Source organism: Acidovorax sp. SUPP2825 (genome assembly GCF_030158995.1).
In the GTDB taxonomy this organism is placed as follows: domain Bacteria; phylum Pseudomonadota; class Gammaproteobacteria; order Burkholderiales; family Burkholderiaceae_C; genus Paracidovorax.
The window spans coordinates 1-12,612 of sequence record NZ_BQXK01000011.1 but is presented as its reverse complement, the minus strand read 5'-3'; the positions used below and the strand labels follow the sequence as shown (position 1 = coordinate 12,612).

The following is a 12,612-nucleotide window of genomic DNA, read 5'->3' as shown; positions in this document are numbered from 1 at the left end:
CATGGCAAGGCCGCCCGGGCCGTTTGCCGGCCCAATGCATGCACGGGGGTCGTCCCCGTTCAACGCATCGAGTTTCCGTATGAAAAAAAACCTGCTGGCCCTGGCCGTGCTGTGCGCATTGACCTCCGGCGCCGCCTTCGCGCAAACGGCGGAAGGCCCCTGGCTCGTTCGTGCGCGTGCCGTGAACCTGGATTCCTCCAACAAGGACAGCACCGGCCTGGGCCTGTCGATCAACGACAAGACGCTGCCTGAAGTCGACATCTCCTATTTCTTCAACCGCAACATCGCCGCCGAGCTGGTGCTGACCGTGCCCCAGAAGCAGCGGCTGTCCTCCAGCGCCCTGAACGCGCAGATCGGCACGCTCAAGCACCTGCCGCCTTCGCTGATGCTGCAGTACCACTTCGACACCGCGGGCTTTCGTCCCTACGTGGGCGCGGGCGTGAACTACACGCGGTTTTCCAGCGTGCGCCTGCCTGCCGGCGTGAGCATCGACAAGAGCAGCTGGGGCGGCGCCCTGCAGGTCGGCGTGGACATTCCCCTCACCAAGAACCTGGTGCTGAACTTCGACGTGAAGAAGGTCTACATCCAGACCGACGTGTTCGCAGCCGGTGCCAAGCTGGGCACCTTAAAGATCGATCCCGTGCTGGCCGGCGTGGGCCTGGGCTGGCGATTCTGACCGCGGGCCGCGGGTGCGGCCACTGACAGCCTGGTGGGGAAAGCCGGCGCGTGGCGCCGGCTTTTTTCATGGGGCCGTGCCGGCACCGAACGGCCCCGAGCCGCCCGCATGCCCCCACATGCGCCGCCACAGCGCGGCGAGGGCCGTGCCGATGTCCGGGCGCTGTCCGCGCAGCGCCACCTCGGGCTGGCCGGCATCCAGCTGCGCGGGCGTGCCGAGATCGAACTGGAAGCTGTAGTCGGGCTCCTGCCCCATGCGCAGATCGGTCACGAAGACGCGGCCGTCCCGCGAACGCATGCGATAAAAGCCGTGGCTGAAGCGCGCCACCCGCTGCACGTCCGGCACGGTTCCGTAGCGCTGGATCAGCGGGGTCCCGCGCTCGTGCACCGTCCATTGCATGGGCCTGTTGCCGTCGGCCAGGGCATAGAAGCCTTCGGCATATTGGGTGGGCGTGACCGCCACCACCCGCCACAGCAGGGTGTTGAACGGGGTGGGCGTCACCAGCACCGTCTGCACCGGCAGGCCCTGCGTGCGCAAGGATGCCATCGCCACGCCGGTGACGTGCTGCTGCACGCCCGCGCTCCACGCCAGGTAGAGCGTGCTGAGCGCCAGGCCCCAGCGGTTCCAGCGGGCCCCGACCGGCGGGCCGCTCGCCAGCGCGGCGACCACGCCGACGATCAGCGGCACGGTGTACAGCGGGTCGATGATGAAGATGCTGCCCACCCCGTACGGGTGGCTGGTGAACGGCTTCCAAAGCTGGGTGCCGTACACCGTCATGCCATCCAGCAGCGGGTGGGTGACGAGCGCGAGCCACATCGCCAGCCACCACCTTCGCCAGCCGGCCTGCTCGCCATGCAGGCGGGCCACGAGCGCGCCCAGGGGCAGCGAAAACAGGCTGAGGTACAGCAGGGCATGGCTTTCCGCCCGGTGCTCGACCATGTTGGCAATGGCGTTGCCATGGTCGATGAACGCGTCCAGGTCCGGCAGCGTGCCCGCCACCGCCCCCCACAGCGCGGCTTTCCAAGGGGCGGTGCGCCGGCCCATCACGGCGAGCGAAACGGCGGAACCAAGGGCGATCTGGGTCAAGGAATCCATGGCGGCGAAGCAGGCCGTGGTAGCCGGCCGGTGGTGTCGATCGGCGGAGTGTGGCGCAGCCGCGCGGGCGCGCCATGGGGCCTGCGAAAAAAACCGTGCGGTGGCGGGGATGATGGCGATGCGTGTCCTGGAAAGCGCAGCCGATGTGCTGCCGGATGGCGCTGATGGATTTGCGGACGTGTCCTACATCCGGGTGGCGGGGCGTCTGTAATGCTCTGTTACATGGCCGTTTCAGGTTGCCGAAGAGCGATCGGAGAGGGCCATGCGTTGCAGCCGCGCCGCCCCCGGTGCGCCGCGATCCGACAGACCCATCCCCCGAGCGACATGCAGAACACACCGCACCACGACATCCTCCAGGGGTTGGCCCGCCGTCCCGCGTGCATTTCCCCCAAGTATTTCTACGACCAGCGGGGCTCCCAGCTGTTCGAGGAAATCACCCGATTGCCCGAGTACTACCCCACCCGCACCGAGCATGCGCTGATGCGGGCGCACGGCGACGACATCGCCCGTGCCGTGGGGCAGGGCGGCACCGTCATCGAACTGGGCGCCGGCAACTGCGAGAAGGCGCGCACGCTGTGCCGCCTGCTGCAGCCCGAGCGGTTCGTGGGCGTGGACATCTCGGCGGACTTCCTGCGCGAGGGCGTGGCCCGCCTGTGCAGCGACCTGCCCGCACTGCAGGCCCATGCGGTGGCGGGCGATCTGACCCGTCCCATCCAACTGCCCCCGGACATTCCCCGCGCACGCCGCGTGGTGTTCTACCCCGGCTCCTCGATCGGCAATTTCGACCCGCCCCAGGCGCTGGAACTGCTGTCGCGCATGCGTGCGCTGGTGGATGCCGATGGCGCACTGCTGATCGGCATCGACCTGCCCAAGGACGTGGACGTGCTGCAGGCGGCCTACGACGATGCCGCCGGCGTCACGGCCGCGTTCAACCGCAATGTACTGGCCCATGTGAACCGGCTCATCGGCAGCGATTTCACGCCCGAGGCGTGGGAGCACCGGGCCTTCTTTAATGGGGAGCAGTCGCGCATCGAAATGCACCTGGAGGCCCGCGAGGGTGCGCAGGTGCGCTGGCCCGGCGGAGGGCGCGACTTTGCCGCGGGCGAGCGCATCCACACCGAGAACAGCTACAAATACAGCCTCACGGCCTTCCAGGCGCTGCTGGCGCGCGCGGGTTTTTCGCGCGCGCAGGCCTGGACGGACGAGCGGGGCTGGTTCGCCGTGGTGCATGCCCAGCCATGAACTTCGCCACCCGCTCCCCCCATGCCGTGGCGCCCTGCACGCTGAGCGCCCGCTACGCCGAGGTGCGCCGCGCCTCCATGGCCCTGGCGCTGCCGTTGTCCGACGAGGATTGCTGCGCTCAATCCATGCCCGACGCCAGCCCTGTGAAATGGCACCTGGCGCACACCACTTGGTTCTTCGAGACCTTCATCCTGGAGCCGAACGAGCCCGGCTTCGCGCCGTTCCACCCCGCCTTCCGGGTGATCTTCAATTCCTACTACAACGGCGTGGGCGACAAGCACCCGCGGCCGCAGCGCGGCCTGCTCACCCGGCCCGCACTGCCGCAGGTGCTGGCCTACCGGGCCGACGTGGACGGCCGCATGTCGCGCCTGATGGCCGAGCGGCCGGACGACGCCGCGCTGGCGGCCTTGGTCGAACTGGGCCTGCAGCACGAGCAGCAGCACCAGGAACTGATCCTCACCGACGTCAAGCACCTGCTGTCGTGCAGCCCGCTGTGGCCGGCCTACCGCCTGCCGGGGCATGCACAGGCACAGTCGCAGCAGCAGGCCCAGCCCTCACCGGCCGGCGGCGTCGCGCTGGCCTGGCAGCCCTTTGCAGGGGGCGTGTGCGAGATCGGCCATCCGGGCGGTGACCGGGGTGGCTTCGCCTTCGACAACGAAGGGCCGCGCCACCGCGTCTACCTGCAGCCGTTCGAGCTGGCCAACCGGCCGGTGACCACCGCCGAGTACCTGGCGTTCGTCGAGGACGGCGGCTACCAGGAGTCCGCCCACTGGCTGGCCGAGGGCTGGGACTGGGTGCGGGCGCAGCAACTGTCGCACCCCATCTACTGGCAACGCCAGGGCGCAGCCTGGTACGAGTTCACCCTGGCCGGGCCGCGCCCGCTCCAACCCCACGCACCCGCGGTGCACCTTTCGTATTACGAGGCAGACGCTTATGCACGGTGGGCCGGTGCGCGCCTGCCCACCGAGGCCGAATGGGAGGTAGCGGCCACCTCCCAGGGCGTGCAGGGGGCGAACGCTGCCAGCGGCCACTTTGCCGACGGCGGCACGTTGCACCCGCGGCCGGCCTCTGATGCCGGGCGGGGCCTGATGCAAATGTTCGGCGACGTGTGGGAGTGGACGCAGTCCAGCTACGCCGCCTACCCCGGTTTCCGCGTGGCCGAGGGCGCGGTGGGCGAGTACAACGGCAAGTTCATGGTCAACCAATACGTGCTGCGCGGCGGCTCGTGCGCCACGCCGGCCGGGCACGTGCGGGCGACCTACCGCAACTTCTTTCCCGCCACCGCGCGCTGGCAGTTCTCGGGGCTGCGGCTGGCTCGGGATCTGTGACGGGATTGATTTGCTATTGAATTAATAGCGGTATGCCATAGTACTGATTGTGCTGGAGGCCAAAAAGACCATGGATCGCATGGGGGCGGCCGCCGTCCGCCGTCCTGGCCACGTGGCGGTCACACCGCCTGCAACGCCTGCGCCAGGTCGGCCTGCAGGTCCTCGATGTGCTCGATCCCCACGGACAGCCGCACCATGCCTTCCGTGACGCCGGCCTTGGCCAGCTCGCCGGCATCGAGCTGGCGGTGCGTGGTCGATGCGGGGTGGGTGGCCAGCGAGCGGGCGTCGCCGATGTTCACCAGGCGCGTGAAGAGCTGCAGCGCATCCAGGAAGCGCGCACCTGCCGCACGCGGGTCCGTGCCTTCTTCCGAACGCAGGCTGAACGACAGGATGCCCGACGCCCGCCCGCCCAGCTGGCGCTGCACCAGCGCGTGGTCCGGGTGGTCCGGCAGGCCGGCGTAGCGCACCCACTCCACCTTGGGATGGCCTTGCAGCGCACGCGCGATGGCCAGCGTGTTTTCGCAGATGCGATCCATGCGCAGCGCGAGCGTCTCGATGCCCTGCAGGATCAGGAACGCGTTCTGCGGGGCCAGGGCCGCGCCGGTGTTGCGCAGCGGTACCACGCGCGCGCGGCCAATGAAGGCCGCCTCGCCCAGCGCCTCGGTATAGACCACGCCGTGGTAGCTCACGTCGGGCTCGTTCAGGCGCGGAAAGCGCGCCTTGTGCTTCGCCCAGGGGAACTTGCCGCTGTCCACGATGGCGCCCCCCACGCTGTTGCCGTGGCCGCCCAGGTACTTGGTGAGCGAATGCACCACGATGTCGGCGCCGTGTTCGATGGGGCGCAGCAGGTAGGGGCTGGGCACCGTGTTGTCCACGATCAGGGGCACGCCATGGTCGTGCGCCACCTTGGCCAACGCCGCGATGTCGGTCACGTTGCCCAGCGGGTTGCCGATGGATTCGATGAAGATGGCTTTGGTGCGCGCGTCGATGTGCTGCGCGAAGCTGGCCGGATCGCGCGGGTCGGCAAAGCGCGTGGTGATGCCCTGCTGCGGCAGCGTGTGGGCGAACAGGTTGTAGGTGCCGCCGTAGAGCGTGCTGGCCGAGACGATGTTGTCGCCGGCTTCGGCGATGGTCTGGATCGCGTAGGTGATGGCTGCCATGCCCGAGGCCACGGCCAGCGCGGCGATGCCGCCCTCCAGCGCCGCGACGCGCTTTTCCAGCACGTCGTTGGTCGGATTCATGATGCGCGTGTAGATGTTGCCCTGCACCTTGAGGTCGAACAGGTCGGCGCCGTGCTGGGCGCTGTCGAAGGCATAGGCTACCGTCTGGTAGATGGGCACGGCCACCGCCTTGGTGGTGGGGTCGGGCGACTGTCCGGCATGGACGGCGAGGGTTTCGATCCGCATGGGTTGTCTCTTTCTGGGGTGACGGGAACAGAGTGCGTGAAGCGCAGGCAAGGCCTGCGCAACGCGGTGCGGGCCATTCTTGCACCGCGTGCCCGGCGTCCGAACAACGCATTGGCTATGTGCTTATTTCGGCCAACAAAAGGGTGGTGTCAGCGTTCGCATGGCGGGCACAGTTTTGAGTTCGGGCAGCCACCGTGTGCGAAACGCGTCCGGTACTCTGGAATTATTTTCACCATAAAGCATGGCAGGCAAAAACCGATTCCTGACGAAAGGTCGGCAAGGGGCCGATATGGGTAATGGTTTGGACTGTGTGGTTATGCGGTTGACATTGGAGTCAATGCCAGATCAGCATGGGTGACCCTTGACATTCGGCGGTCGTTAATCCGATCAGATAACCTGAAAAAGCCATTTCATCTTGAAACAAAAAATACGCATAGAAAATACTTATTACCTCTTTTGAAAAGGCGATAGATCGCTATCATCCGCGCCACTAAATCAAGAGAGGGAGCGGTCCAAAGACCGTCAGCCAATGACACGCCGCGTCACGATCCAAACGCCATTGGGAGAACAGCTGCAGTTTCGCCGCCTGCAGGGCCGGGAATCCTTGAGCGAGCTGTTTGCGTTGGATGTGGACCTGCTGAGCGAGAGCAAATCCCTCGACCCCAAGGCGTTGCTGGGCAAGCACGCCACGGTGGAGGTGGAGACCGAAGGCGGCGGCCGGCGCTACCTGGACGGCATCGTCACCCGGTTCGGCCTGCAGGGCGAAGACCACCGGTATTACTCCTACCGCCTGCGCTTGAACCCCTGGCTGTGGCTGGCCACGCGCAAGAGCGACTTCAAGATATTCCAGAACAAGACCGTCCCCGACATCATCGAAGAGGTGCTCGGCAAATACGGCCACCCCCTGCAAAAGCGGCTCACGCGGGCGTATCGCAGCTGGGATTACTGCGTGCAGTACGGCGAGACCGACTGCGCCTTCGTCTCGCGCCTCATGGAGCACGAAGGCATCTATTACTACCACCAGCACAGCGCCGGCCAGCACATCCTGACCCTGGCCGACGACATCGTCGCCTCGCACAGCCCGCTGCCCGGGGCGGCTGTCATCCCGTTCTACCCGCCCGAGAAGGCCGCCGTCGCCGACAAGGAGAACATCCACGCCTGGGAACTGCACCAGGCCATCCATTCGGGGCGGCACTACAACGACGACTACGACTTCAAGAAACCGCGCGCGGACCTGTCCAACATGCGCCAGACCCCGCCGGGGCATGCGCACGACGCCCACGAAATCTACGAATGGCCGGGCGGCTACACCGAATTCGGCGACGGCGAAGCCTATGCCCGGGTGCGGCTGCAGGAAAGCCTCACCGGGCACAGCACCGTGCGGGGCCAGTCGCGCCACCGGGCGCTGGCCCCGGGCTACACCTTCACGCTGGAGAACTACCCGCGCGAGGACCAGAACCAGGCCTACCTGCTCACCGGTCTCGAATACCACTTCAAGGAAAACCCCCAGGTCAGCGCTGCTGCGCCGGGCCCCAAGGGCACGGCGCAGGAAGAAGGCTCGTTCCAGCGATTCACCCTGCTGGCCCAGCCCACCAGTGTGCCCTACACCCCCGCGCGCACCACGCCGAAGCCCAGGACCACCGGCCCGCAGACCGCCGTGGTGGTCGGCCCGCCGGGCGAGGAGATCTGGCCCGACCAGTACGGGCGCGTCAAGGTGCAGTTCCACTGGGACCGGGTGGGTGCCATGAACGAGAACTCCAGTTGCTGGGTGCGGGTCTCCAGCAGCTGGGCCGGCTCCGGCTTCGGGGCTATGTTCATTCCTCGCATCAACATGGAAGTCGTGGTCGACTTCCTCAATGGCGACCCGGACCACCCCCTCATCACCGGCTGCGTGTACAACGCCGACAACATGCCGCCGTGGGCGCTGCCGGGCAACGCCACGCAGTCGGGCATCAAGACCCAATCGAGCAAGGGCGGGGCCTTCGGCGACGGATTGAAGAATGGGGCGGGCGATGCCAACGCCATCCGCTTCGAGGACAAGGCCGGGGCCGAGCAATTGTGGCTGCATGCGCAAAAGGACCAGCTCACCGAAGTGGAGAACGACGAGGACAAGTGGGTGGGCAACGACCGGCGCAAGACCATCGACCGGGACGAGACCAACGTCATCCACCGCGACCGCACCGAGACCGTGGACCGCAACGAAAAGATCACCGTGCACGGCTGGCGCACCGAGGAAGTCGATGGCGACTAGACCATCACCGTCCACTCCAACCGCACCGAGCGGGTGGACCACGACGAAAAGATCAGCATCGGCGACAACCGAAGCGAGGACGTCGGCATCGACGAGACGGTGAGCATCGGCAAGAACCGCAGCAAGACCATCGGCAAGAACGAGAAAGACCAGATCGGCAGCAACTGGACCATCCAGGTCGGGAAGATGAAAACCGAGACCGTGGGCATGGTGGCCCTGCAGAACGTCGGCATGGCCAAGATGATGAACATCGGCATGGCCTACAGCGTGAACGTCGGCATGGTGCGCAACGACCTGGTGGGCATGCACTGGAGCCGCAGCGTGGGCAAGGACGACAGCGTGAGCGTGGGCGGGGACCGCAGCGCGCAGGTGACGGGCGGCGACAGCCTGCAGGTGGGCAAGGCGCTGGCCGTGAAGGCGCAGCAGATCACGCTGGAGGCGGACCAGGAGATCACCCTGCGCTGCGGGGCCAGCACCGTGCGGCTCACGCCGGCGCTGATCGAAGTGCTGTCCAGCCTGGACAAGCTCAACTGCTGAGGCGGGCCGGCGGGGGCTGCCCTGCATGGCCTTCGCGCGCTGGCGCGGCCCCAAACCCGATGCGATGGCCGGAAGCCCCGAGGCGATTGGCGCAAAGACCTTACCTCTCCCCCTTGCCTGAACCCGGCAAACGATCCCAAGAAAGAGCGACAGCATGAGTGGCAAACCAGCGGCACGGCAAAGCGACATGACCCAAAAGGGCGGGCCGATCGTTCAGGGCTCGGCCACCGTGCTGATCGGCTCGGCGGGGGGCGTGGCGTGCTCCGTGTGCCCGGGCGGCATGGCGGTGGGCAGCCCCGTCAACCCGGCGCTGGGGGCCAAGGTGCTGATGGGCGGGGACGAGCTGGACTTCAGCCTGCCCGGGCCGATGCCGCTCGTGTGGCAGCGCCAGTACAGCAGCTACGTCAACGAAGAACATGGGGCGGCCTGCGGGCTGCTGGGCTACGGCTGGAAGCTGCCCATGGAGATCGCCGTGCGGCTGGAGGCAGGGCGCACCGTGCTGCTGGACACCGGGGGGGCGGGCCATCACCTTCGGCGAGCCGCTGGCGCCCGGCGAAGCGCTGTACAGCGCCAGCGAAGACCTGTGGCTGATGCGAGGTGGCGGTGCAGGCAGCGCGTTGCCTGCCGGCGCGCCTGCCTCGCGCATCCCTAGCGAACTGCAGCCCTGGGCCTGGCAGCCGCGCTGGGCCCACGTGCCCCAAGAGGCCCGGGCCGACGCGCGGTGCGTGATCGCCGCCTCGGGCAACGGAACCACCGCGTGGCTGCTGTGGCCGGGGGTGGACGGGTGCCACCGCGTGGGCCGGGTGCTGGACCGCTTCGGGCGCAGCCAGCACTACGGATACGACGAGCACGGGCGGCTGGCCGGCATCACCGACGGCAGCGGGCGGCGCTATGCGCTGCACTACAACCGGGAGCGGGAGGGGGCTGCCGCCGCGGCCCCAACCACCGCCACTACCACCGCCACCGCCCACCCGCTGCTCGGCCCGGACAGCGGCGAGCGCCTGACCGGCGTGGACTGCGTGCACAACCCGCTGGATGCGGCCTGCACCGGCCCGGGCTACCGGGTGCCGCTGGTGCGCTACCGGTATGACAGCGCGGGCGACCTGGTGGAGGTACTGGGGCGGGACGGCCAGCGCACGCGCGAGTTCGGCTACGACCGGGTGCACCGCATGGTGCGCCACCGGGTGCGCAGCGGACCGCTGCACACCTACGTCTATGAAGACCAGGGCGTGGCCATGCCCCGGCCCGGCGCCCGCGTGGTGGAGCAGCACAACGAGCAGGGACTGTCGTACCTCTTCGAATACCGCGATCCCCCCGCCATCCCTCCCGCCACCCCGGCTGCGATCGGCGAGTCCGAGACGGACCCCGACACCCCAGTCCCCGACACCCCGCAGCCCATGCCGCCGTCCATGCCGCAGCCCGTGCCGGTGAGCGAAGTGCGCGTGCGCGACAGCCTGAACCGGCTCACCCGCTACCACTTCGAAGGCGCGGGCGGAGACAAGCGCCTGGTGCGGCTCGTGCTGCCCGATGGCGCCGAGCAGCGCGACCGCTACGACAGCGCGGGCCGGCGCGTGGCGCACACCGATCCGCTGGGGCGCACCACCTGGTGGCGCTACGACGGCGCCGGGCGGCTGCTGGGCACGCAGCACCCCGACGGGCGCAGCACCCGCTATCGCTGGGGCGAGGCGGGCTCGGCGCAGGACGGCCTGCTGCTGCAGAGCGTGGGCCTGGGGGCGCTGCCAACCCACATGGACTACGACGCCTGGGGCCGGCTGCGGCAGGTGACCGTGGGCGATCCCCAGGGCCTGGATGCCCCGGCCCTGGCCACCCGCTTCGAATACGCCCCCCTCACGGCCGAGGGCGCCATCGACCCCGCCACGCAGCCCTGGTGCGACCAGCCCGTGGCCGTCATCGACGCGCAGGGCGGGCGCAAGGAACTGGCCTACAACGGCTGCGGGCAACTCACGCGCCACACCGACTGCTCGGGCCGGGTGCATGCCTGGCACTACGGCGCCTTTGGCGAAGTGCGCGAGAGCATCGATGCCCTGAACCAGCGCACGCGATACCAATACGACGGCGCGGGCCGGCCCACCCGCGTCATGGCGCCCGACGGCTCGCAGGTGCAATACCGCTGGGGCCCGAACGGCCAATTGCAGGCGGCCACGCACAGTGCGCAGCCCGTGGGGGAGGGGGATGCCGCGGGCCACAGCGCCTTGCCCAGCACCTCCGTCACCTACGGGCACGACCTGTGGGGCCGCGTCGTCGCGCAAACCCAGGCCGGCCAGGGATTCGCGCTGCGCTACGACGTGGCGGGCCGTCTGGTGGAGCTCATCAACGAGAACCAGGCCGTCACCCGCTTCGTGCACGACGTGCAGGACCGGCTGGTGCAAGAGGTGGGATTCGACGGGCGCGTGCAGGTCTATGGCTACGACGCGGCCGGCCAGCTTGTGCGCAAGAGCGATGGGCACGGGCAGGGCCACCACCCGGGCGTGCAGGGAATGGTTGGGCAAGGAATGGCCGGGCAGGGGACGGCTGCCCAAGGGCTGGGCGCCACCGTGAGGAGCCGCAACCACCACGATGCAGGTGGACGCATCGTGGCCCGTGTCCTGGTCCGCTCCCCGGGCCTGCCAAGCGCGCAGGGCAACGACGCCAGCGCCCATGACCGCGGCGAGAGCCTGCAGATCCAGGCCTACGAGTACGACGACCGCGGCGCCCTCGCCGTGGCCCGCACGTGGAGCGCGCACCTGCCCTGGGCGGCAGAACAAGGCCGCGCCCACCCCCAGACCCTGGGCGAGCAATGGCTGGACGTTCCCGCCCCGCTGCTGCAAGCCCTGCTGGCCCTGGGCGCAACCTCTGCCGCAGAGCCCGATCCGGCCCTGGCCGAAGCCGCGCAGCGCCTGCAGGCCGAGCGCCTCATCGCCGACACGCGCGTGGCCCTGGAGCGCGACGCCTTCGGCCGGGCCACGGGCGAGGCGCAGACCCTGTACCGGCAGGCGCATGCCGCGCCCCTGCGGGGCGGCGAACCAGAGCCCGAGTTCGAACACCGCATCGCGCACCGCCTGGGGGCGCTGGGGCAGCGGCTGGGCAGCCAGCTGCAGGGCCTGGGCGAGCTGGACTGGCTGGCCTACGGCTCGGGCCATGTGCACGGGCTGCTGCTGGACAAGACCCCGGTGCTGGCCATCGAACGCGATGCGCTGCACCGGGAGGTCGCGCGCAGCGTGCAGCTGGAGGGCGGCGCGCAACGGGTCCATGCCGCAGTCACCCAGACCCGGCGCCTGGACCCCATGGGCCGGCTGCTGCAGCAAGACTGGCAAGGGCTGCCCTCGGCAGGCGCGGCGCAGGCACCGGGCCCGCTCGCCGCCCTGGCCGTGCGCCGCTACACCTACGACGCGCTGGGCCAACTGGTGGGCGTGCAGACCCCGTTGGATGCCACGCGCTACCACTACGACGTGCACCAGCGCCTGACCGGCGTGGCGCATGCGGTCGCCGACACCGTGCAGCAGCGGCGCTGGCGGCTCGATCCGGCGGGCAACCGGCTGCCGGACCCCTCGGGCCAGGAGGCAACCCCGGGTGCGGACCGCCAGGACTGGGCGAGCCAGGTGCAGCAGAACCTGCACGACCCGGGCTTCGATCTGCTGCAGCCGCAGGGCGGTGCGCCAGGCCGCGCGGGCGGGCCGGTGCAGCAGTGGCCGGGCAACCGCATCGGCTGGAGCAGCGCAGCGGAAGGGGGCACCCTCCATTACCGCTACGACGCCTTCGGCAACCGGGTGCAGGCGCAGCACGCCGATGGGCGCACGCTGCGGCTGGAGTACGACGCGCTGCACCAGTTGACGGCGGTGTTCGAGCAGGCGCCGGGTGAGCCGGGCTGGACGCCGGTGGCGCGCTACCGCTACGACGCGTTCGGGCGGCGTCTGGGCAAGACCGTGGTTCGCGAAGGACATCAGGAGACTACCCACTACGGCTGGGACGGCGACCGGCTGGTGCACACGCAGGATGGGCAAGGCATCCGGCACACGGTGTACGAGCCGGCCAGCTTCGTGCCGCTGCTGCAGCTGCAGCGCAGGCAGGGGGCCAAGG

At 69.0% G+C, this 12,612-nt stretch carries 6 protein-coding genes and 2 pseudogenes; 6 read left to right on the top strand and 2 right to left on the bottom strand.

Annotated elements, in window-relative coordinates:
• Nucleotides 1–79: 79 nt before the first annotated feature.
• Entirely contained in the window at nucleotides 80–676 is a 597-nt protein-coding gene (locus tag AVAK2825_RS14815) for an OmpW/AlkL family protein (protein ID WP_284400138.1), read from the top strand.
• Nucleotides 677–742: 66 nt separating this feature from the next.
• On the opposite strand, the gene AVAK2825_RS14810 is transcribed toward AVAK2825_RS14815, so the two are convergent.
• Nucleotides 743–1,771, bottom strand: a complete 1,029-nt coding sequence (locus AVAK2825_RS14810) for a metal-dependent hydrolase (protein ID WP_284400135.1) — start codon at nucleotides 1,769–1,771, stop codon at nucleotides 743–745.
• A 324-nt stretch (nucleotides 1,772–2,095) separates the two neighbouring features.
• On the opposite strand from AVAK2825_RS14810, the gene egtD reads away from it, so the two are divergent.
• Both egtD and egtB read left to right on the top strand, forming a co-directional pair.
• Nucleotides 2,096–3,013, top strand: coding sequence for an L-histidine N(alpha)-methyltransferase (gene egtD / locus AVAK2825_RS14805; RefSeq protein ID WP_284400133.1), 918 nt, complete (start codon nucleotides 2,096–2,098; stop codon nucleotides 3,011–3,013).
• Nucleotides 3,010–4,341 (top strand): ergothioneine biosynthesis protein EgtB, encoded by a 1,332-nt coding sequence (egtB, locus tag AVAK2825_RS14800; RefSeq protein WP_284400131.1) that lies wholly within the window; start codon nucleotides 3,010–3,012, stop codon nucleotides 4,339–4,341. Before egtD ends, egtB begins: the two co-directional genes overlap by 4 nt.
• A 119-nt stretch (nucleotides 4,342–4,460) precedes the next feature.
• On the opposite strand, the gene AVAK2825_RS14795 is transcribed toward egtB, so the two are convergent.
• A complete protein-coding gene (locus tag AVAK2825_RS14795; protein ID WP_284400128.1) occupies nucleotides 4,461–5,747 on the bottom strand; it encodes an O-acetylhomoserine aminocarboxypropyltransferase/cysteine synthase family protein in 1,287 nt (428 codons plus the stop codon).
• Between the two features lie 529 nt (nucleotides 5,748–6,276).
• On the opposite strand from AVAK2825_RS14795, the pseudogene AVAK2825_RS14790 reads away from it, so the two are divergent.
• The 3 genes and pseudogenes from AVAK2825_RS14790 to AVAK2825_RS14785 all read left to right on the top strand — a co-directional run.
• Nucleotides 6,277–8,535, top strand: a pseudogene (locus tag AVAK2825_RS14790) (type VI secretion system Vgr family protein).
• A 154-nt stretch (nucleotides 8,536–8,689) separates the two neighbouring features.
• Nucleotides 8,690–9,187, top strand: a complete 498-nt coding sequence (locus AVAK2825_RS24810; protein ID WP_349817176.1) for a DUF6531 domain-containing protein — start codon at nucleotides 8,690–8,692, stop codon at nucleotides 9,185–9,187.
• Nucleotides 9,126–12,612, top strand: a pseudogene (locus tag AVAK2825_RS14785) (RHS repeat-associated core domain-containing protein); the annotation flags it as partial. The gene AVAK2825_RS24810 and the pseudogene AVAK2825_RS14785, both read left to right, overlap by 62 nt.